The sequence below is a fragment of the Georgenia faecalis genome (assembly GCF_003710105.1).
Classification (GTDB): Bacteria; Actinomycetota; Actinomycetes; order Actinomycetales; family Actinomycetaceae; genus Georgenia_A; species Georgenia_A faecalis.
In genome coordinates this window covers 2124443-2144197 of the sequence record NZ_CP033325.1, presented here as the reverse complement: position 1 = coordinate 2144197, position 19755 = coordinate 2124443, and the positions used below count along the sequence as shown (strand labels likewise).

General features: G+C 70.4%; 20 protein-coding genes and 2 pseudogenes. 12 read left to right on the top strand and 10 right to left on the bottom strand.

The genetic code is table 11. The features are described from left to right. The first annotated feature begins 5 nt into the window (after positions 1–5). The gene (locus tag EBO36_RS09310) at positions 6–1541 is read left to right on the top strand and encodes a CoA-acylating methylmalonate-semialdehyde dehydrogenase (protein WP_122824364.1); all 1536 of its coding nucleotides are present in this window, start codon (positions 6–8) and stop codon (positions 1539–1541) included. Between the two features lie 252 nt (positions 1542–1793). Here the strand turns inward: EBO36_RS09310 and EBO36_RS09305 are convergent, their stop codons facing one another. Together EBO36_RS09305 and EBO36_RS09300 are read right to left on the bottom strand one after the other, a co-directional pair. Beyond that, positions 1794–2342 carry a hypothetical protein gene (locus EBO36_RS09305; RefSeq protein WP_164471423.1) on the bottom strand — a complete coding sequence of 183 codons (549 nt, stop codon included), beginning with the start codon at positions 2340–2342 and terminating at the stop codon, positions 1794–1796. A 310-nt stretch (positions 2343–2652) separates the two neighbouring features. Beyond that, complete coding sequence (locus tag EBO36_RS09300) at positions 2653–3141, bottom strand: VOC family protein (RefSeq protein ID WP_122824362.1); 489 nt, start codon at positions 3139–3141, stop codon at positions 2653–2655. Between the two features lie 187 nt (positions 3142–3328). On the opposite strand from EBO36_RS09300, the gene EBO36_RS09295 reads away from it, so the two are divergent. After that, positions 3329–4147, top strand: coding sequence for a helix-turn-helix domain-containing protein (locus tag EBO36_RS09295; RefSeq protein WP_164471422.1), 819 nt, complete (start codon positions 3329–3331; stop codon positions 4145–4147). Here EBO36_RS09295 and EBO36_RS09290 read toward each other — a convergent pair. After that, positions 4134–4262, bottom strand: a pseudogene (locus tag EBO36_RS09290) (type I methionyl aminopeptidase); the annotation flags it as partial. The gene EBO36_RS09295 and the pseudogene EBO36_RS09290 sit on opposite strands and share 14 nt — an antisense overlap. Before the next feature lie 394 nt (positions 4263–4656). Here EBO36_RS09290 and EBO36_RS09285 point away from each other — a divergent pair. Next, positions 4657–6942 carry a protein kinase domain-containing protein gene (locus EBO36_RS09285; RefSeq protein WP_164471421.1) on the top strand — a complete coding sequence of 762 codons (2286 nt, stop codon included), beginning with the start codon at positions 4657–4659 and terminating at the stop codon, positions 6940–6942. A gap of 369 nt (positions 6943–7311) precedes the next feature. Here the strand turns inward: EBO36_RS09285 and map are convergent, their stop codons facing one another. Beyond that, positions 7312–8184, bottom strand: a complete 873-nt coding sequence (map, locus tag EBO36_RS09280) for a type I methionyl aminopeptidase (protein WP_122824359.1) — start codon at positions 8182–8184, stop codon at positions 7312–7314. Between the two features lie 37 nt (positions 8185–8221). Here map and EBO36_RS09275 point away from each other — a divergent pair, with 37 nt between their 5' ends. The 3 genes from EBO36_RS09275 to EBO36_RS09265 all read left to right on the top strand — a co-directional run bounded on the left by EBO36_RS09275 (position 8222) and on the right by EBO36_RS09265 (position 10085). Next, positions 8222–8428 carry a hypothetical protein gene (locus EBO36_RS09275; RefSeq protein ID WP_244925245.1) on the top strand — a complete coding sequence of 69 codons (207 nt, stop codon included), beginning with the start codon at positions 8222–8224 and terminating at the stop codon, positions 8426–8428. A gap of 98 nt (positions 8429–8526) precedes the next feature. Further along, the gene (locus EBO36_RS09270) at positions 8527–8934 is read left to right on the top strand and encodes a YciI family protein (protein ID WP_122824358.1); all 408 of its coding nucleotides are present in this window, start codon (positions 8527–8529) and stop codon (positions 8932–8934) included. 5 nt (positions 8935–8939) lie between these two features. After that, positions 8940–10085 carry an RNA polymerase sigma factor gene (locus EBO36_RS09265; RefSeq protein ID WP_122824357.1) on the top strand — a complete coding sequence of 382 codons (1146 nt, stop codon included), beginning with the start codon at positions 8940–8942 and terminating at the stop codon, positions 10083–10085. Here the strand turns inward: EBO36_RS09265 and EBO36_RS09260 are convergent. Continuing rightward, on the bottom strand, positions 10063–11289 hold the full coding sequence (locus EBO36_RS09260) for an epoxide hydrolase family protein (protein WP_122825571.1): 1227 nt from the start codon (positions 11287–11289) through the stop codon (positions 10063–10065). The two genes, EBO36_RS09265 and EBO36_RS09260, sit on opposite strands and share 23 nt — an antisense overlap. A 114-nt stretch (positions 11290–11403) precedes the next feature. Here EBO36_RS09260 and EBO36_RS09255 point away from each other — a divergent pair, with 114 nt between their 5' ends. From EBO36_RS09255 to EBO36_RS09235, 5 genes are all read left to right on the top strand, one after another. After that, complete coding sequence (locus EBO36_RS09255; RefSeq protein ID WP_122824356.1) at positions 11404–11751, top strand: ArsR/SmtB family transcription factor; 348 nt, start codon at positions 11404–11406, stop codon at positions 11749–11751. A 21-nt stretch (positions 11752–11772) separates the two neighbouring features. After that, positions 11773–12777 (top strand): SRPBCC family protein, encoded by a 1005-nt coding sequence (locus tag EBO36_RS09250; protein ID WP_122824355.1) that lies wholly within the window; start codon positions 11773–11775, stop codon positions 12775–12777. A 103-nt stretch (positions 12778–12880) separates the two neighbouring features. Continuing rightward, positions 12881–13819 (top strand): phosphotransferase, encoded by a 939-nt coding sequence (locus EBO36_RS09245; protein WP_122824354.1) that lies wholly within the window; start codon positions 12881–12883, stop codon positions 13817–13819. Between the two features lie 86 nt (positions 13820–13905). Further along, positions 13906–14439 carry a hypothetical protein gene (locus tag EBO36_RS09240; RefSeq protein ID WP_122825570.1) on the top strand — a complete coding sequence of 178 codons (534 nt, stop codon included), beginning with the start codon at positions 13906–13908 and terminating at the stop codon, positions 14437–14439. A 101-nt stretch (positions 14440–14540) separates the two neighbouring features. Continuing rightward, a complete protein-coding gene (locus EBO36_RS09235) occupies positions 14541–14804 on the top strand; it encodes a hypothetical protein (RefSeq protein ID WP_122824353.1) in 264 nt (87 codons plus the stop codon). Between the two features lie 57 nt (positions 14805–14861). On the opposite strand, the gene EBO36_RS09230 is transcribed toward EBO36_RS09235, so the two are convergent. From EBO36_RS09230 to panB, 3 genes are read right to left on the bottom strand one after another with little or no spacing between them, the layout of a single operon-like run. After that, positions 14862–16097: a DUF6308 family protein gene (locus tag EBO36_RS09230; protein ID WP_122825569.1), complete on the bottom strand. Its 1236-nt coding sequence runs from the start codon at positions 16095–16097 to the stop codon at positions 14862–14864. A gap of 31 nt (positions 16098–16128) precedes the next feature. Then, on the bottom strand, positions 16129–16686 hold the full coding sequence (locus tag EBO36_RS09225) for a uracil-DNA glycosylase family protein (RefSeq protein WP_122824352.1): 558 nt from the start codon (positions 16684–16686) through the stop codon (positions 16129–16131). Then, entirely contained in the window at positions 16683–17603 is a 921-nt protein-coding gene (panB, locus tag EBO36_RS09220; protein WP_122824351.1) for a 3-methyl-2-oxobutanoate hydroxymethyltransferase, read from the bottom strand. Before panB ends, EBO36_RS09225 begins: the two co-directional genes overlap by 4 nt. Before the next feature lie 322 nt (positions 17604–17925). On the opposite strand from panB, the gene EBO36_RS09215 reads away from it, so the two are divergent. After that, complete coding sequence (locus EBO36_RS09215) at positions 17926–18759, top strand: hypothetical protein (protein ID WP_122824350.1); 834 nt, start codon at positions 17926–17928, stop codon at positions 18757–18759. Between the two features lie 173 nt (positions 18760–18932). Here EBO36_RS09215 and EBO36_RS15460 read toward each other — a convergent pair whose 3' ends face one another. Continuing rightward, positions 18933–19055, bottom strand: coding sequence for a DUF6351 family protein (locus EBO36_RS15460; protein ID WP_222928705.1), 123 nt, complete (start codon positions 19053–19055; stop codon positions 18933–18935). 37 nt (positions 19056–19092) lie between these two features. Further along, positions 19093–19500: pseudogene (locus EBO36_RS09210) on the bottom strand (3-methyl-2-oxobutanoate hydroxymethyltransferase); the annotation flags it as partial. Positions 19501–19755: the final 255 nt, after the last annotated feature.

Genomic DNA, 19755 nt, shown 5'->3' with positions numbered 1-19755 from the left:
CGACGATGACGACCACCGCCCGCGGCACCGAGACCCCCACCCTCGGCCACTGGATCGACGGCCGGCCCGCGGCGGGCGGGGCCGGCGCCCGCACGGCGCCGGTCCACGACCCGGCGACCGGGCAGGTCGTCGCCCACGTCCCCCTCGCGGGCACGGGTGAGGTCGACGCCGCCGTGGCCGCGGCGCTGGGGGCGTTCCCGGCCTGGTCGCAGGTGCCGCTGGGCCGGCGGGCGAGCATCCTCTTCCGGTTCCGCGAGCTGCTCGTCGAGCACACCGACGCGCTCGCCGGGATCATCAGCCGCGAGCACGGCAAGGTCCTGTCCGACGCCCGCGGCGAGGTGGCGCGCGGGCTCGAGGTGGTGGAGTTCGCCGCGGGGATCCCGCAGCTGCTCAAGGGCGAGTTCTCCGACCAGGCGTCCACCGGCGTCGACGTCTACTCCTTCCGTCAGCCGCTCGGCGTCGTCGCCGCCATCACGCCGTTCAACTTCCCCGTCATGGTGCCGCTGTGGATGGTGCCGGTGGCGGTCGCCACGGGAAACACCGTCGTCCTCAAGCCGTCGGAGCGGGACCCGTCCGCGAGCCTGCTGCTCGCCGACCTGCTGCGCCAGGCCGGGCTGCCGGACGGGGTGCTCAACGTCGTCCACGGCGACCGGGAGGCGGTGGACCACCTGCTTCGCCATCGCGACGTCGCCGCGGTGTCCTTCGTCGGGTCCACCCCCGTGGCGCGGCACGTCCACGCGACCGCCGTCGCCCACGGCAAGCGCGTCCAGGCGCTGGGCGGGGCGAAGAACCACGCCGTCGTCCTCGCCGACGCCGACCTCGAGTCCGCGGCGGACGCCCTCACAGCGGCCGCGTTCGGCTCCGCGGGGGAGCGGTGCATGGCGGTCTCCGTCGCGCTCGTCGAGGATGCCGCCGCGGACCGGCTCGTCGAGCTGCTCGCCGCCAAGGCGCGTGCCGTGCGGGTCCGGCCCGGTGACCACCCGGACGCCGACATGGGGCCGGTGATCACCCGGGCGGCGAAGGAGCGGATCGAGGGCCTCATCGGCGGCGCCGAGCGCGCCGGGGCGCGGCTCGTCGTCGACGGGCGCGGGCACGTCGTGGACGGCCACGAGGATGGGTTCTTCGTCGGGCCCACCGTGGTCGACGGCGTCACCGCGGACATGGAGATCTACCGCGAGGAGGTCTTCGGCCCGGTGATCGACGTCGTCCGCGTCACCGGCCTGGAGGAGGCGGTCGGCGTCATCAACGCCAACCCCTACGGCAACGGCGCGGCGCTGTTCACCGCCTCGGGGGAGGCGGCCCGGACCTTCCAGCGGGCGGTGTCGGCGGGGATGGTGGGGATCAACGTCGCGATCCCGGTGCCGGTGGCGTACCACTCCTTCGGCGGCTGGGGCGACTCGCTGTTCGGCGAGAGCCACATCTACGGGCCGGAGGGCGCGCGGTTCTACACCCGCGGCAAGGTGGTCACCGAGCGCTGGCCGCGCACCCGCGACGCCGCGCCGCCGGCGTCGTTCCACTTCACCGGCGGCGCGGGGCTCTGAGGGGCGGGCCCGGCCGCCTGGCCCAGGCCCGCCGCCGGCTACGTGCGCCGAGTTCGCCAGTCCGTGCCGAGTTCGCTAGTCCGTGCTGAGTTCGCTAGTCCCACCTATCGAACTCGGCACAAAACAGCGAACTCGCCGTCCCCGCCCATGCCGAGTTCGCCAATCCGTGCCGAGTTCGCTAATTCGTGCCGAGTTCGCCAGTCAGGACGCGGCGGCTTCGGTCATCGAGGCACTCTGTCCCGTTCGCGACGGTCAGGGGGCAGGGTCCGCGGTCGGGCCCTGGAGCAGGACGACATCCTCGGGCGCGGCCTCCCTGACGATGATCCGCACGCCGGTACTACTCCGCATCGTGCTGGCGCCCGCGATGTCCTCGGCACCCTCGCCGCCGACGACGACGGCGCCGGTCTCCGTGTCCCCGTGGGTCCAGATGATGCTGTCGACGCCGAGCCGATCCGACCAGGACCCGTCCGCGTCGATGGAGATCTCCTCTGCCAGCTCGGAGAGCTCGGCCTCGTTGAAGTCCACGGGCCGGTACTCGACGTCGACGGGCAGGTCGAGGCCGGCGGCGGCCTCCGTGGCCGCGAGGAACTCCGCCAACCGCGCCGGCTTGGCGCGACGGTCGTACTGGACTACCAGGAGGTCCTCGCCCTCGACCCAGCCCCCGCCCGCACGGAGATCGGGGAACCCGGTGAGGATCCCGTACTGGTCCAGCGCCGCCTTGATCTCCTGCTGCTGCTGCGCCACCTCCATGGCGGCGAGGAACTCCGGGGAATCCGCGGTGAGCCCGAGATCGTCCGGCACGGCCGCGGGGGTCGTTCCCTCCGGCGCGGACGCCGTGGCTCGGCCCACCTCATGGTCGGGATCCGCGCTGGCCGGCAGGCCTGCTCCCGCGACCACGAGACAGGCGCACGCCAATCCGCTGACGGGACCGGCAACGATGCGCCTCATCACGCCTCCTACGGGCCTGTGACTGGGATCTGATCATGGCAGGCGCGGAGTGGTCCTGAGGGGGAAACGGGCGGTGCGGGTTTCTGAGGCGCGCGAGGGGTGGATGCCCCTGGGCGGCGGTCTGGCCCCGGCGTCAGGCAGGGCGGCGTCAGGCAGGGCGACGTCAGGACGTGGCGGCCTCGGTCGTCGGCGCCGTCCACGCGTCCAGGCCGGCCTGCACCTCGGCGTCGGTGTGCGGGATGACCCGGCACATGATCGTCCAGCGCACGCCGAACGGGTCCTGGATCGAGGCGAACCGGTCGCCGGTGACCTTGAAGTCCATGGGCTCCTCGCGCACCCGCGCCCCCCGCTCGCGGGCCCGCTCGGTGACCGCGTCGACGTCGGGCACGTAGATCCCGAGGCTGAACGTGGCGTCGTCGCGGGTGGGGTCGTTGGCGGTCGCGTGGTACTCGGGGTCGGGGTCCGCGAGCGTCATCCGGCCGTCGCCGAGGTCGAGCTCGCAGTGCATGACCGCGCCGTCGGGCCCGTCGGCCCGGGTGACGACGCGCGCGCCGAAGACGGCGCCGTAGAAGTCGATGGCCTCCCGCGCGGGGGAGACGGCGACGAACGGGGAGATCGTGGTGTAGCCCTCTGGGCGATAGTGCGTGTTCATGCCGCCCAGCGTCCCTAGAGTGCGAAGGGTGGCGCTTGCACATTCGCGACAACCTCCCGGACCGCGCGGACGGCCGACCGGCCGCGCGGCCGGTGAGCGCGGCGCGGCCGGCGAGCGCGGTGAGCGCGGCGAGCGCGGTGAGCGTGGCGAGCGCGGCGCGGTGCTGTGGCCGGCCGCGGGCCAGGACGTGTTCGCCACCGACCGCCTCGCCCTGCCCGAGCCGCTCAGCCTGGTCGCCTCGCACTTCTGGTCGGTGGCCTGGCGGCGCGCGGCGGCGGCGCCCTTCCGCCAGCAGGTGCTCAGCCACCCCGTCACCCACCTCACCGTCGAGGCGGCCGAGGGTGGGCGGATGCACGGGATGGCGGTGCCGGCGGCGCTCGTCCACGGGGTCGTCACCCGCGTCTTCACCGTCGACCTTCCCCTCGCCGGGCGAGTGGCCGGGCTGGCGTTCCACCCCGGTGGCCTGGCCGCGCTGCTCGACGCCGACGTCCGCGCGCTCACCGACCGGGTGGTGCCGGCGGAGGAGATCCTCGGCGCGAGCGCCGGCGACCTCGCCGTCGCCGTCCTCGCCGAGCCCGACGACGCCGCCCGCCGCGACCTCCTCGCCGCCGACCTCGCCGCGCGCCTCGAACCGCACCGGGACCGCATCGCCGCCGATGACGGCTACCGGACGGTGCGCGCGGCGGTGGCCCTCATGCACGAGCCGGGGCAGGTGGCGGTGGCGCCGGTCGCCGAGCGGCTGCACGTCTCCGTGCGCACCCTGCAGCGGCTCTTCGCGCGCTACGTCGGGGCGACGCCGCTGCACGTGCTGCGCCGGTACCGGCTGCAGGACGCCGTCGCCGCCCTCGACGCCGGCGAGGGGAGGGACCTCGCCGCCCTCGCCGCGGCGCTCGGGTTCGCCGACCACGCCCACTTCACCCGGGCGTTCACCGCGGTGGTGGGCGTGCCGCCGTCGCGCTACCGGCGCGGGCCGGCCGCGGGAGGCGGGCCGGTCACGGCAGGGTGAGGATCTCCGCGCCGTCGTCGGTGACGAGGAGGGTGTGCTCGAACTGGGCGGTGCGGGAGCGGTCCGCGGTGAGGACGGTCCAGTCGTCGTCCCACATCGTCCAGTCGGCGGTGCCCGAGGGGCAAACGGCCGGCTGAGAAAATGCGGACTCCTAACACGATCCGCCGACTCTCCTCTGGTCGCCAAGGAATTCTTGATGACGGGCTCCACTCCTGTCCGCTGAGCCAGATTCCAGGCGCCTGCTCAACGCCATAACCTTCGCGAAGCGAGACAGACTTAGCGACCGACACGGCAGGAGTGAAACATCAGTCACCTCGTCGATCCTCAAGTAGCATCTGTGTCGTCCCGACGACGTGACGTTGAGACGGCACCGCGAGACACTAACCGCTCCGCTCATGCAGCATCGCGAGGAGCGGCGGCACGGCCGCCCGCCAGACAGACAAGGACTTGACGTGACGGAACAAGCTGGGCTGGTCGAACGCAATGGGCCTCTCGATCGGCTAACTCAAATGGTTGCCGTTGCCGCGAGACCTTGGGTCGCCGTCGTCGGAGCAGGACTCAGCGGTCCGGACATCAGCAGTTGGAGTCGACTCTGCGAAGCCCTGGCAAAAGAACTGGAAGGCCAAGCCGCATTCTCCGACAACAATCCCACGCGCTTTGCTCCCGTTATAAGTAAAATCGAAAATCCGAACCTTGGGTACTGGGAGAAGTTCGGCATACTCAAAGAGGCTATTCCAGTAGCATACCGAAATATTATCAGGCAAGAGTTCGGCAAGTCCGATAGCAATGCGGTGCCGGCGCCATATAGCGCCCTTTGGGCCCTGCCACTGCGTGGAATTCTTAGTCTAAACTTGGATGCTTTTGCTCGCCGCGCCGCTCGCATGGCCGGCGATGATGGTGAAATTAAGATCTTCGAGGGTCATAAAGCTGGCAAGCTACAGAGGATGCTCGGCACGCATCACCGATTCTTATATCAGTTGCACGGCCACTTCGACGACGAAGAGTCCTGGGTCTTTACGCAAGGAGAACTAAAAGAACTGTATTCCAGCCCAGGCTACTTGGGTTTCCTTAGGACGGTCTTTACGCAATTTCACGTAGTCTTCGTCGGGGTCAGTGCGGACGACATAGCGATAGGTGGTCCTCTCGAAGAGCTTGCGAAGGCCGGAATACAAGGGCCTGAGCACTTTTGGATCACCGACAGGACTGACGAAGAGGCTGTCCGGTGGGCCGACGCCGCGATGGTCGAGCGGGTTATCTACACAAGAGGGAAGCATGAGCAGGTCCTCGACATGCTTCGGGCGCTAGGGAAAGCAAAGCCCGATGAACCATCGGCCACGCCTGTCGCACGAGAGTACGCAAAATATCGAGACCACATCGAGTCGCCAGATATGTTGGCGAGGCTGCAAACTGATCAAATCCGGGAACGCCTGAACGGGTACGCCAAGTTCCTTCTCACGCGGAGCGACTTAGATTCGTACAACGACTTTTTGCACGAGTATGACGAGTTGATTGATAGATCATGGTATATCCCGCCGAAGCCGATAGACTACAAGATCTTCGATTATACGATAACAGACTACTCTGCCAAGGGCGCCTTCGGCTCCGTTTATCGCGCCGTGGACCCTACCGGACATGAGATCGCACTGAAGCTACTCAAACGTGAAATTCGTGGCGACGCTGCATCGATCCACGCATTTCGTCGAGGGGTCAAGGCGATGAAGATCTTAGAATCGCGCAAGGTTGCTGGGATGGTCGCCTACCGTGACGCATCGGAAATTCCGACCTTCGTGACTATGGACTGGGTAGAGGGGCCGAACCTCCAGGCGGCGAAGGAGGCGCACTTAGTTGAGGACTGGCAGGCAATCCTTGACGTATTTATTAAGGCGACAGCGATAATTAACGAGGCTCATCGGCTACCAGAGAAGGTTCTCCATCGGGATATCCGGCCGGCGAATATTATGTTGAGGGATGCCTGGTCATCAAGAGACGTGTTTGAGGTTGTTGTTCTCGACTTTGACCTCGCCACTTACTCCGGGGCGAAAACCGAGTCGGTAATCGCGGAGGGGAGCGCCTTGGGATACTTGGCCCCGGAGCAGTTTAAGTCCGATACAGGATCTCGTAGCGCCCTTGTTGACTCGTTTGGCCTCGGGATGACGCTGTACTACCTGGCGGGTCGCCAAGAACCCAATCCGTACTTCCAGCGAGACGGGAACTTCAAGTACCTGGTACGGCGCGCGACGCGCGTGCCAGAGGCGCCCTTTTACCGAGCGACGGCTCGTCGTGTCGAGCGGCTAATTGTTAACTCCACTCACGAGGCGCAACGCGATAGGTGGAGCGTTGACCTTATTCTGGCTGAGGCAAAGCGCATTCAGGAGGCTAATAGTGTCCGATCAACACCTCTTGACGGTGATCTCGCCGCGGAGGAAATCGCCGCCCGTAGCCCCCTCATTAGCGACGGATACGCCTGGGACTATACTCGCGACGCAGCCACGTACAGTGTGGCGAGTGGTCCCACTGTGCGAATCCAAGGCGCAGCCAACTCCTTCGACGTGTCGCTCAAGATCGAATGGGCGGACGATGGGACCCTTAGCAGAAAGGGTGTAGAAAAGTACCTTCCTGACCGCCTTGCGAACGCAGGGATGCTTTTGAGCAAGGCAGGTTGGAGGGATGTCAAGAAGCGTTCCGTCCAGCGGCAGGCCACGTTGCATGCAAGTCTGCGGGTGGAACCGGATACGGATTACACCGAGATTGGCGGAGCCGTCGGCGCCGCCTTGGAGGCTCTCACATTCAGTTGAGCGGTTCTTCGGACGTCCGCTACGAATCAGGGTGTGGGTCCTCCTGGCGGCGAGTATCACTCGGGGTCGCTAGTTGTTTCGGATGCGGCGGGCGCGGGTGGCCGCGCGCAAGTCCGACGACTCCTCGGTGTCGCCGTAGGCCGGAGCTTGCGCCGTTCGTCCGGCCGCGTTCCTCGCCTAGTTCATCACTCGCCGCTCAGTTTTGGGGAGGCGCCCGCACCGCGCGAAGCGGGACTCATCGGTTGCAGACGGCTTGAGGTCCGCTTCTCAAGCCCGGCATAACGGCGTCGAGCGCGCTTCATGCATTGGAAACGCCCCTCACCGATAGCTGACCGAAGCAGGACGAAAGGCGCTGTTCCCAGGCTCGCATCACGGCAGGGTGAGGATCTCCGCGCCGTCGTCGGTGACGAGGAGCGTGTGCTCGAACTGGGCGGTGCGGGAGCGGTCCGCGGTGAGGACGGTCCAGTCGTCGTCCCACATCGTCCAGTCGGCGGTGCCGAGCGTGAGCATCGGCTCGATGGTGAAGACCATGCCGGGCTCAATGATGGTGTCGTGCTCGGGGGCGGCGTCGTAGTGGGGGACGATGAGGCCGGTGTGGAAGGCCTCGCCGACGCCGTGGCCGGTGAACTCGCGCACCACGCCGTAGTGGAACCGCTTGGCGTAGGACTCGATGACCCGGCCGATGACGTTGATCTCCCGGCCCGGGCGGACCGCCTTGATGCCGCGCTCGAGGGCGATCTTCGTGCGCTCGACGAGCAGCCGGGACTCCTCGTCCACCTCGCCCACGCAGAACGTCGCGTTGTTGTCGCCGTGGACGCCGTCGAGGTAGGCGGTGATGTCGACGTTGACGATGTCGCCCTCGACGAGGACGGTCGAGTCCGGGATGCCGTGGCAGACCACCTCGTTGACCGACGTGCACAGGGACTTGGGGAAGTTCCGGTAGCCGAGGGTGGAGGGGTAGGCGCCGTGGGCGATGAGGAACTCGTGCCCGATGCGGTCGAGCTCGTCCGTGGTGATGCCCGGGGCGACGGCCTTGCCGACGAGCTCGAGCGCCTGGGCGGCGAGCCGGCTCGCGCGACGGATCCGCTCGATGGTCTCCGGGTCCTTGACCTCGCTGCCCGTGAACGGGGCGGGCGCGGGCTGGTCGACGTACTCGGGGCGGGGGATCGAGGCGGGCACCGGCAGGCGCGGGGAGATCTCCCCCGGCGTCAGGGTGCCCAGGGGGGCGCGTTCGGCGAGCATGGCCTCCAGTCTACGTTTCACCGATGAGGAGCCCGCAGTGAGCGACGAGCGCGAGTACTACTTCAACCTTCAGACGCGGCAGGTGGAGGAGGGCAAGATCAGCGGCGCCGACGACCGGATGGGGCCCTACCCGACGCGCGAGGCGGCGCAGCAGGCGCTGGACGCGGCGGGCGCGCGCAACGCCATGTGGGACGAGGCGGACCGCAAGTGGCGGCGCGACTGGGACGGCGACGCGGAGGGCTGAGCGCGCCGCGCCGGGGGGCCGATGTCGAGAACCCCCACCCCGTTCCGTCCTGGGAGTGAGACGGCCACACTGGGCCGTACCTCACCGAGGAGACAACCATGGCCAAGTACCTGCTGCTCAAGCACTACCGCGGTGGCCCGGCGCCGCTCACCGACACCCCGATGGACCGGTGGGCGCCCGAGGAGGTCTCGGCGCACATCCAGTACATGGACGACTTCGCCGCCCGGCTCGAGGGCACGGGGGAGTACGTGGACGGCCAGGCACTCGCGCCCGAGGGCACGTTCGTCCGGTACGACGGCGAGGGGCGCCCGCCCGTCACCGACGGCCCGTTCGCGGAGACCAAGGACCTCATCGCCGGGTGGATGGTCATCGACGTCGACAGCTACGACCGCGCGCTGGAGCTGGCGAGCGAGCTGTCCGCCGCGCCCGGCCCCGCCGGTAAGCCGCTGCACGAGTGGCTCGAGCTGCGGCCCTTCCTCACCATGCCCCCGGCCGTCACGGAGTAGCACCCGTGGACGAGGCCCTGCTGCGGAGCCTCACCCCCGCGGTCATCGCCGTCCTCTGCCGCCGCGGGCTCGACTTCGCGGCGGCAGAGGACGCGGTGCAGGAGGGGCTGGTCGAGGCGGTGCGCCTGTGGCCGGACGACCCGCCGCGCGACCCCAAGGGGTGGCTGGTGGCGGTGGCGTGGCGCAAGTACCTCGACGTCGCCCGGGCGGAGGCGGCCCGGTCCCGGCGCGAGGTCCGCGTCGAGCTCGAGCCGCCGCCCGGCCCGGCCGTCGCCGTCGACGACACGCTCGGGCTGTACTTCCTCTGCGCCCACCCGTCGCTGACGCCGGCGTCGGCCGTCGCGCTCACGCTCCGGGCCCTCGGCGGCCTCACGACGCGGCAGATCGCCCAGGCCTACCTCGTCCCCGAGGCGACGATGGCCCAGCGGATCAGCCGCGCGAAGCGGACCGTCGCCCGGGTACGCCTCGACCAGCCCGGCGACGTCGCCACGGTGCTGCGCGTCCTCTACCTCGTCTTCAACGAGGGGTACACCGGCGACGTCGACCTCGCCGCCGAGGCCATCCGCCTCACCCGCCAGCTCGCGGGCCTCGTCGACCACCCGGAGGTGGCCGGGCTGCTCGCGCTCATGCTGCTCCACCACGCCCGCCGGCCCGCCCGCACCCGGCCCGACGGCGGGATCGTCCCGCTGGCGGACCAGGACCGCAGCGCCTGGGACACCGCCCTCATCGCCGAGGGCGTCGCCGTCCTCCAGCGGGCGCTGGCCCGCGACCACCTGGGGGAGTACCAGGCGCAGGCCGCCGTCGCCGCCCTGCACGCGGATGCGCCGACGGCGGCCGAGACCAACTGGGTGCAGATCGTCGAGTGGTACGACGAGCTCGTGCGCCTCACCGGCAGCCCGGTGGCCCGCCTCAACCGGGCGGTCGCCGTGGGGGAGGCCGACGGCGGCCGCGCGGGCCTCGCGGCGCTCGCCGGGCTGGATCCGGCGCTGCCGCGGTACACCGCCGTCGCCGCCTACCTGCACGAGCGGTCGGGGGAGACGGCGACCGCGGCGCGCCTGAACGCGGAGGCGGCGCGGCTCGCCCACGACGCCGCCGAGCGCGACCACCTCACGCGTCAGGCCGCGCGGCTCAACGCGGCGCTGCGGGGCTGACGGGATCCGCAGTGTCGGAGGCGTCGCGAGCGTCGCCCGGACCGTCGTCGTGGGCGCGCAGGACCCGGACCGCCGCACGGAGGTCCCGCACCATGAGGTCCGGCTGCTCCCAGCCGGCGAAGTGACCGCCGGCGGGCAGCTCCTCCCACCGGAGGAGGTTGTTCGTCTTCTCGATGATGCGCGGCACGGCGCCGCTGAGGTCGTGCGGCATGGCGGCGATCGCGAGCGGCGTCGTCGACGTCTCCGGCTCGGCGCCCCACTCGGAGGTGGCCTCCTTGTAGTAGCGCATCGATGACCAGATCGTGGCGAAGTGCCAGTAGATGCTGACGGTGGTGAGCATGTCGTCCCGGGTGAAGACCTCGTCCGGCCCGTCCGAGGCGGCCGACCAGTCCCGGAACCGCTCGACGAGCCACGTGAGCAGGCCGACGGGGGAGTCGGTGAGGGCGAGGCCGAGGGACTGCGGGCGGGTGGACTGGACGATCGCGTACCCACCGAGCTCGTACTGGTAGCGCATAGAGCGCTCGACGGCTCGCGCCTCCCGCGGGTCGCTGAGGTCGGCCGTCTCGTAGGTGAGCTCCTCGCCGCCGAGCACGTCGGTGAGGTGCAGGCCGATGAGGTGGTCGCGGTCGATGAGGCCCATCGTGCGCGCGATGAGGGCGCCGGTGTCGTAGCCGTGGACGGCATACCGCTGATAGCCGAGCCTGGCCATGAGGGTGACCATGGCCGCTGCGGCCCGGTCGGTGTTCCAGCCGATCGCGGGACCGGAGATCCCGAACCCGGGGATGGTGGCGATGACGACGTCGAACGCGTCCTCGGCAGCGCCGCCGTGCGCAGTCGGGTCGACGAGCGCGTCCACCATCGGCAGGAACTCCGTCGGCGCTCCCGGCCACCCGTGCAGGAGCAGCAGCGGCGTCGCGCCGTCGTGCGCCGAGCGGACGTGGAAGAAGTGCACGTCGTGCCCGTCGATCGGGGTGGTGAACTGCGGCGTCGCGTTGATCCGCCGCTCCTGCGCCCGCCAGTCGAACTCGGTGGCCCAGTAGGCCGCGAGCTCCTTGGCGTAGTCGACGGGGACCCCGTGGTCCCAGCCCGTCCCGGCGTCCTCGACCGGCCAGTGCGTCTGCTCCAGGCGGGTGGTCAACGCCGCCAAGGACGCGTGCGGGACGTGGAGGGTGAAGGGGGTGACGGCGGTGCTCGGGGCGTTCATGATCACCACGCTAGGGGCCATTGCGGACAGATCATGGCCGCGTTGCCGAGTCCCGCTCCGCCGTTCGCCCGGACCCCTTGACGGCCGTCCGGCCCGGGCCTAACGTACAACCACATGGTTGCACGAAGTGGTCAGCCCACCGCCCTGAGCGACGCCGAGATCGACCGGATCTTCCGGGCACTCGCCGACGCGACCCGGCGTGACATCGTCCGGCGCACCCTCAGCGGGGAGCCGACGGTGTCCGAGCTGGCCTCGTCGTACGACATGTCGTTCGCGGCGGTGCAGAAGCACGTCGCCGTGCTGGAGGAGGCGGGTCTGGTGACCAAGCGCCGTCACGGCCGCGAACGACTCGTGCGCGGGAACCCCGACACGCTGCGCCGGGCCCAGTCCCTGCTCGCGCAGTACGAAGAGATCTGGCGCGGCCGCATCGACCGGCTCGACGCGCTCCTTGCCGAGGACTGACTGACCAGAGAGGCGCTCGTCATGCCCATCACCTCCGTCGAGAAGGACCTCGACGCCCTGACCCTCACCGTCGTTGCCGACTTCCCCGTCCCGGCGCGCCGGCTCTGGGACGCCTACGCCGATCCCCGCCAGCTCGAGAAGTTCTGGGGCCCGGAGGGGTGGCCGGCGACGTTCACCCGCCACGACATGGCGCCCGGCGGGCGCTCCGCCTATTACATGTCGGGCCCCGACGGCGAGCGCGCCGGCGGGTACTGGGAGTTCCTCGCCGTCGAGCCCGGCCGCTCCTTCGAGGTGCGCGACGGTTTCGCCGGTCCCGACGGCGCCCCGAACCGGGAGATGCCCTCGATGCGGATGGTCTACACCTTTGAGGAGACCGACGTCGGGTGCCGACTGGTGACCACCACGTCGTTCAACTCCCTCGACGAGCTCGAGAAGCTGATCGGGATGGGCATGGAGGAGGGCCTCACGTCGGCGATGAGCCAGATCGACGACGTCGTCGCGGACCTCACCTCGTTCGCGGCCACCCGCCCGGCAGAGGCCCAGCTCATCGGCGACACCCAGGTGCGCATCAGCCGGGTGATCCGCGGGTCGGTCCAGCAGGTGTGGGACGCCCACCACGACCCCGAGCTCGTGCGGCGCTGGATGCTCGGCCCCGACGGCTGGACCATGCCCGTGTGCGACGTCGCCTCGACCGTGGGGGAGACCTACCGGTACGAGTGGGAGCAGGACGACGGCGAGGGCCGGTTCGGGTTCACCGGCGAGATCCTCGAGACGGAGCCGCCGTACCGCGAGGTCACCACGGAGCGGATGATCGGGATGGAGGGTCCGGGCACGAGGAACGAGCGCACGCTGACGGAGGTCGAGGGCGGGACCCTGCTCACCGTGGTCATCACGTACCCGGACGCGGAGCTCCGCGAGACGGTGCTGGCCACCGGTATGACCGACGGCATGGAGACGAGCTACGCGCGGATGGAGGCGGAGGTGCTCGGGCAGTCGAGTGCGGTCGCTCAGGGGGAGGGCCGCTGAAGCCGCGCGACGCCGCCCCGGCGGGGAGCGCGCGGCTTGGGGCGTGGCGGGGCGGGCGAAATTACGCGGCGGTGCCAGCGGGCGGGTCACTAGCCTCTCCCGAATGAGCACCGTGCCGGAGTGGACGCCCGAACGGATCATCGACGCGCGTCTGGCCGCCGCCGTCGTCGCCGAGCAGTTCCCGGACCTCGCCGGGCTGCCGGTCCGGCCGTTCGGCGCCGGGTGGGACAACGTCCTGTTCGCGGTCGGCGACGACTGGCTGTTCCGGTTCATCCACCGAGCGATCGCCCTGCCCGGCGCGCGGCGCGAGCTCGCGGTGCTCACGGAGCTGGCGAACTCCCTGCCGCTGCCCATCCCGTACCCCGAGCGCGTGGGCCGGCCGACGGCGGAGGTGGAGTGGCCGTTCTGGGGTGCGCGGCACATCCCGGGCAAAGAGCTCGCGGAGGCCGGCCTGGCGGACGAGGCACGGGTCGAGGTGGCGCGGGGTGTCGGGACGTTCCTCCGGGCGCTGCACGACCCGGCCCTGGCCCGCCGCGTCGCGACCGCGGCCGAGGCGGCCGGCGCCGCGCTGCGGGTGGACCCCATGCGGCGCGGCGACCCGGCGTCGACGGCGGAGCGTGCCCGGGGCCGCCTCGAGGTACTCGAGGCGGCCGGGGTAGCGGTCCCGCGGGGGGCGATCGAGGAGCTCTTCGCCGTCGCGGAGCCCGTCGGGGCCTCCGTGGCCGAGCCGGTGCTGGTCCACGGGGACCTGCATGTGCGTCACGTGCTGGTCGAGGCGGGGGCGGCGAGCGGCGTCGTCGACTGGGGCGACACCGCGCTGGCCGACCCGTCGGTGGACCTCATGATTGCCTACGCCGCGTTCCCCGGGCCGGCGCGCGCCGCGTTCTTCGACGCCTACGGGCCGGTCGACGGGGACACGGAGCTGCGGGCGCGCGCGCTCGCCGTCCACGTCAGCGCGACGCTGCTCGACTACGCGGTGGGGGAGGGCATGACCGCGCTCGCGGCCGAGGCGTCGGAAGGGTTGCGGCGGGCGGCGCAGTAGTCACGTCGCGTGTCTGGCCGCTGATTCTCGTTCGCGGCCGCCTGAACAGCGGTAGCGGTGAAGGTGCCTTCAATACGGTGTGCACCATGGACTGGAACTCGGCTGGCCTACGCGCGAGCAACTTTGAGGGCTTCGTGACATTTGCCGAGCTACCCGATAGCGATGTGCCGGAGGCGCCCGGTGTATACGTCGTGCTCCGAGAGCGAGCGGACGCGCCGGCGTTCCTTAGTGCAAGCGTCGCGGGCATGTTCAAGGGCAGGACCCCATCGGTCTCCGTGGAGCGACTGGAGGGGAAATGGGTCGACGACGTGCCCGTGCTTTACATCGGCAAGGCGACTCAGGGCAGCACCAGTCGGCGCGGCCTGCGTAAGCGCCTGAATGAGTACCGCCGGATCGGCAACGGTGAGCCGGTCGGGCACTGGGGCGGCCGATTCATCTGGCAGCTCGCGGACCATGCCGACCTCACGGTCGCGTGGAAGGTCGTCGATGGCGAGAGCCCGACCGACGTTGAAGACTCCCTCATCCGCGACTTCGTCTCGCAGTACGGCTCGCTCCCGTTTGCCAATCTGCGGTACGAGCGCAAGGGGGCTCGCACGGAGAACCCCGTCGTGCCGGCTTAGCTAGTGGCTGTCGCGTCTCCCGAAAGCCCGGAAGCAGTCCGGCTGCGCCCCGAGGTCTACGACGCATACAACCGTGCACATCCGGAGCGTCCGCTGAGCCGGTGAGCGCGCTCGAGGCGGCCGGGCTGGCGGTACTCCGGGAGGCGATCCAGCAGCTCTTCGAGACAGCGGAGTCCGTCCGGGTCTCGGCGGCCGAGCCGGTCCTCGCCCACGGTGACATCCACGTGGTCGTCAAGGCGGGGCCGGCGCGCGCGGCGTTCGGCGACGCCTACGGGCCGGTCGACGGCGACACAGAGCTCCGGGCGCGCGCGCTCGCTGTCCACGTCAGCGCGACGCTGCTCGACTACGCGGTGGGGAGGGCATGACGGCGCTGGCGGCCGAGGCGACGGAGGGGCTTCGCCGGGCGGTGGCATAGAGGCTGGTCACTCCTCCTCGACCGGGGGCTCCTCAGGCGTGCCTCGCTTCGTGTACGTCCAGAGCGCGGCATCGAGGAGCCGGAGGTCTGAGTCATCGAGCAGGAGCTCACGCTCCTGCGCCGCGGCACGTGCGGCCTCCGGCAGAGCGGCAATCGCCTCGCGGATCTGCGGGTTCTGCATGAGCGCGCGAAACACCTGCCAGTCGGCGCGGACGTCCTTCAACGCTCGAACGCCCAAGAGCGTGCACACGTCACGGTCACGTACCGGGAAGAGGTGCGGTCGCTTGCGGGCACAGAGTTTGCTCGTCGTGACCCACGGGTTGGACTTCGCGGCTAACGGACTGGAGATGGCCTCCTTGACCGCGATGTAGAACGCGTACATCGCCTCGAGTGCTGCGTCGTCGGCGTCAGCGAGGGTGACGTCGGGCAGAGAGATCATCGCGGCGACCACCCCGTCGTGCATCGGCCCGGTGAGCAGTTGGCGCGTGGCGCGCGGCCCGAGCTTGACGTTCATCAGCGTGGTGGCATGGAGGTCGGCTGAGGTAACACCGTCCTGCTCGTTGGGCTGCAAGGACGTGAACGTCGCGCCCACGTAGTTGCCGGCAACGTCGTAGTAGCGGGCGAGTCGCTCGCCAACCGGCGACGGGCCGTCGTCGGAGAGAGCCAGGAACGCCTGCTCCAATGCGCCGGCAAGGACCTCGTCCGCAATTGGTGGCCAGTCGAGGGGAGTCCGCGAGGAAGGCTCGGTATTCGTCGTCATGGAGCGAGCCTGACCTACCGTCACGCAGCACGTGTCGTTTCCGGGGGCGGACTTGATGTACCGCCAGCTATCGCTAGGGCCGAGCGCCGCAGCGACCCGCTTCGCGTACTCAGCCGCCTCGCCGTCGGCGTACTTGTGCCGCGGCCAGAAGAACCCGCGCAAGCCGTCGCCCTTGGTGCGCGGCACGACGTGGGCGTGCAGGTGCGGCACGCTCTGGCTGACGATGTTGTTCATCGCGACGAGCGTGCCCTGCGCGCCGAGGGCGTCCGGAAGCGCCGCCGCCACCCGCTGCACCGCAGCGAAGAACGGCTCGATCGCCGTCGTCGGCAGTTCCGGCAGCGTGACGACGTGTTCGCGGGGCACGACGAGCACGTGACCCTTGAACACGGGGCGGGTGTCGAGGAAGGCCACCACGTCGTCGGTCTCCAGGACGACGTGAGCCTGCTCCTCGCCGGCGACGATCGCGCAAAAGATGCAGCTCATGCGGCCAGTCTGGTGGAACCGGGCGCGGATATCAGGCGCGAAGATGCTCGGCGAGCTCACCCATCGCTGCGGCGACTCGCTCGCGGGCGTCGTAGGGGCCGGGCATCCGGAACACGACGCTGCCGGAGGCGGCTCGCCGCCGCTGGATTCCGGGCGCGTCGGCCCCGCCGAGGAGGGCCTCGGCCGCCGGCTTGAACATGCAGACGACGAGCGGCACCTGGTGCCGGGAAAGTTCCCGCTCAAGCGCCTGCAGCCCGTGCGCGATCTCGGCCGCGCTGACCTCGGCGGCCCGGCCGGTAGGGCGCTTGACCACGTCGATAAACGCGATCCCGGCACGCAACGCCTCGTCGTCGTCATGGCCGCCCTGGTGGGCGGGAAGCAGCCCGACGGCGCGGAGCCGTGCCAGGCCGGTGCGCGCGTTCCGCCCCTGGTAGTAGTGCCCGACCTCGACGCCACACGGTGGCTGGTTGAGGCCGACGATCGCCGCGCGGACGTCCGTCGGCCACAGGTCCGCCAGGGTGAGCACCTCCCGGCCCATCCACTCGACCCGCGTCTGGTGCCCGACGAGGGCGGCGCCGGTCGCGCTCACTCCTCGTAGGAATGCTCGGGGCGGGGGAAGGTCCGCTCGCGCACGGCGGCGGCGTACTCGCGGGTGGCGGCGTACAGCGCGGCGCCGACCTCGCCGAAGTGGGGGGCGAAGCGCGGCGACCACGAGGTCATCCCGGCCATGTCGGTCCACACGAGGACCTGGCCGTCGCACTCGGCGCCGGCGCCGATGCCGATGGTGGGGATGGCGAGGATCTCCGTCGCCCGGGCGGCGACCGGTCGGGGGACCATCTCGAGGACGACGGCGACCGCGCCGGCGTCCTGGAGGGCCATGGCGTCGGACATGAGCGTCTCGGCCGCCTCGTTGCCGCGGCCCTGGACGCGCTTGCCGCCGAGCATGTTCTCCGCCTGCGGGGTGAACCCGAGGTGCCCGACGACGGGGATGCCCGAGCGGGCGAGCAGGCGGACGTGCTCGGCGAGGTGGGCGCCGCCCTCGAACTTCACCGCGTGGGCGCCGCCCTCCTTCATCATGCGCACGGCGGTGGCGTGGGCCTGGGCGGGGGAGGCCTCGTAGGAGCCGAAGGGGAGGTCGGCGACGACCATGGCGCGGGTGGTGCCGCGGGAGACGGCGCGGACGGCGGGGATCATCTCGTCGACGGTGACGGGGATGGTGCTGGGGTGGCCGAGCATGTTGTCGCCGATGGAGTCGCCGACGAGGAGGAGGTCGATGCCGGCCTCGTCGAAGATGCGGGCGGTGACGGTGTCGTAGGCGGTGAGCATCGTGAGGGGCTCGCCGCGCTCCTTCATGGCGCGCAGGTGGTGGACGCGGACCCGGCTGGGGACCGGCACGCCCTGGCGGCCGTCCTTGGGCTGGTGCTGGGGGATGGCGAATCCGGCGGCCGGGGTCGGCGGAGCAGGGGCGGGACGCTGCTCGCTGGGACGGTCGGGGTTCGCGTTCATGGGTCCAACTCCTGCACTCGGGTCCGCAGCGCCGGGTCACGGCGCAGCTCGTCGGTCATGGGAAGCCTACGGGGGCGTCCGGCTCTGGCACGTCCCGGCGATGGGCCTCGCGGAGTGAGTCGCCACTGTGGGGCAACCGTCACTCCCCTCGGACGCTGACGGGTCTCGACCGCTCCACGCTGGAGGTCTAGCGTGACAGCCGTCGGCTTCAAGCCGCTGATCTCTTCGCCCGCATCCCTCGGCCCCGATCCAGGAGCCGATACCCCGCCGCCACACGGGCGGTCATGATTCGCGGCCGTAGGCCCTGTAGAGGGGAACGATCATGGAGGATCTGGCACAGCTGTTCGGACGAGCTGACGTCCTCGCGCTCGAGCGGGAGGCCCCTGGGCGGACCACCCGAGACACCGACGTCGAGGTGTTCACCCAGTACATCAGCGGCGAGCTGGCACGGCAGACGGAGGAGCTCGACGTCCCCGTAGCCGCGGACGAGCGCCTCGGCAGACACGGCAGCCTGCTGCGCAGGACGGTGCTGCACCGCCTTGAGGAACGGATCGGCGCCGTCGCACGCGACATCAACTTCACCATCGGCACGGGGTGCCGGCTGATCGGCACCCCGTACGACGTCGAGTACAGCGTCGGCACGGCGTTCGGCTTCGGGGCCAAGCACGACGGCGAGGTCGTGAGCATCAGCACGGAGGGCGAGTCCGCGGGAGGCGTCGGGTTCTACCTCGGCTCGCCGGCCGAGGTCGACATGAGCATCACGCCCCAGGGCACCTACGCGTTCTCCTGGTTCGCTGCGGCGGACGCACCGGACTGGCGGAGCTTCGGCGGGCTGGGGATCACCATCTACGCCGACGGCGAGTCGGACCCTGTGTTCACTCGACAGGTGCGGCTGTGGGACGTCCGTGGCGCCGGGCTGCTGCAGGGCGGCACGGGCAAGGGGGCGTTCGCCAGCGCGTCGAGCCCCGTGCAGCCCGGCACCTTCGGGCCAATCCCGCTGGCACCGGTCATCGTCCGGCTGCGGCCGGGACGTCGCCTCCTCGTGTGGCTCTGGTCGTGGCAGATCTCCAACGGGGTGGACGGCACTCTTGCGATGCTGTCGATGGACGTGCCGGCGGTGCAGCTGTGCGGGTCGCCTCCGTTGGTCATCCGCTGACGACGGGGGGCCGCCTCGCCACGCCGGGTTGTCGCTCCGTTGCTCGTCGAGGAGCAGAGGAGGCGCTCGACCGGAGGCGGGCGGCTCGTAGGCCACGCGGCCAGACGTGCGCCGTCGCCGTCGGGGAGCAGTGCATCACTCTCGCGGCCTGCAGCCCGACGAGGGCGGCGTGGTCAGCTGAACTGCTGCCAGACTCCGGCCAGGCCCTGCTGCCCCTGTCCCGGCGCCGACCAGCCGCAGACGCCGTCGGCGAACATCGCGTTCGGGCGCTCCCACTCGGCGCCGGTGAAGCACACGTCGTAGTCCTCACGGCGCGGTTCGCCGCTGTCCCCTGATGCCGGAGCGGGCGAGCAGGCGGGTGTGCTCGGCGAGGTGGGCGCCGCCCTCGAACTTCACCGCGTGGGCGCCGCCCTCCTTCATCATGCGCACGGCGGTGGCGTGGGCCTGGGCGGGGGAGGCCTCGTAGGAGCCGAAGGGGAGGTCGGCGACGACCATGGCGCGGGTGGTGCCGCGGGAGACCGCGCGGACGGCGGGGATCATCTCGTCGACGGTGACGGGGATGGTGCTGGGGTGGCCGAGCATGTTGTCGCCGATGGAGTCGCCGACGAGGAGGAGGTCGATGCCGGCCTCGTCGAAGATGCGGGCGGTGACGGTGTCATAGGCGGTGAGCATCGTGAGGGGCTCGCCGCGCTCCTTCATCGCGCGCAGGTGGTGGACGCGGACCCGGCTGGGGACCGGCACGCCCTGGCGGCCGTCCTTCGGCTGGTGCTGGGGGATGGCGAACCCGGCGGCCGGGGTCGGCGGAGCGGGGGAGGGACGCTGCTCGCTGGGACGGTCGGGGTACTCGCTCATGGGTCCGGCTCCTGCACTCGGGTCCGCTGCGCCGGGTCACGGCGCGGCTCGACGGTCATGGGATGTCGAACCGAGCGCACACACCCACTCCCAGAAGGGCCGACGTTTACACCGACTGGCGAGGGTAGCCCGTAGATGCGGTTC

Bases quoted from the DNA above. Each gene is read 5' to 3' on its own strand.
- EBO36_RS09310 (WP_122824364.1), top strand. From the start codon at position 6: ATGACGACCACCGCCCGCGGCACCGAGACCCCCACCCTCGGCCACTGG.
- EBO36_RS09300 (WP_122824362.1), bottom strand. From the start codon at position 3,141: ATGAACACGCACTATCGCCCAGAGGGCTACACCACGATCTCCCCGTTC.
- EBO36_RS09285 (WP_164471421.1), top strand. From the start codon at position 4,657: ATGGTTGCCGTTGCCGCGAGACCTTGGGTCGCCGTCGTCGGAGCAGGA.
- map (WP_122824359.1), bottom strand. From the start codon at position 8,184: ATGCTCGCCGAACGCGCCCCCCTGGGCACCCTGACGCCGGGGGAGATC.
- EBO36_RS09270 (WP_122824358.1), top strand. From the start codon at position 8,527: ATGGCCAAGTACCTGCTGCTCAAGCACTACCGCGGTGGCCCGGCGCCG.
- EBO36_RS09260 (WP_122825571.1), bottom strand. From the start codon at position 11,289: ATGAACGCCCCGAGCACCGCCGTCACCCCCTTCACCCTCCACGTCCCG.
- EBO36_RS09255 (WP_122824356.1), top strand. From the start codon at position 11,404: ATGGTTGCACGAAGTGGTCAGCCCACCGCCCTGAGCGACGCCGAGATC.
- EBO36_RS09250 (WP_122824355.1), top strand. From the start codon at position 11,773: ATGCCCATCACCTCCGTCGAGAAGGACCTCGACGCCCTGACCCTCACC.
- EBO36_RS09245 (WP_122824354.1), top strand. From the start codon at position 12,881: ATGAGCACCGTGCCGGAGTGGACGCCCGAACGGATCATCGACGCGCGT.
- EBO36_RS09240 (WP_122825570.1), top strand. From the start codon at position 13,906: ATGGACTGGAACTCGGCTGGCCTACGCGCGAGCAACTTTGAGGGCTTC.
- EBO36_RS09230 (WP_122825569.1), bottom strand. From the start codon at position 16,097: ATGAGCTGCATCTTTTGCGCGATCGTCGCCGGCGAGGAGCAGGCTCAC.
- panB (WP_122824351.1), bottom strand. From the start codon at position 17,603: ATGAACGCGAACCCCGACCGTCCCAGCGAGCAGCGTCCCGCCCCTGCT.
- EBO36_RS09215 (WP_122824350.1), top strand. From the start codon at position 17,926: ATGGAGGATCTGGCACAGCTGTTCGGACGAGCTGACGTCCTCGCGCTC.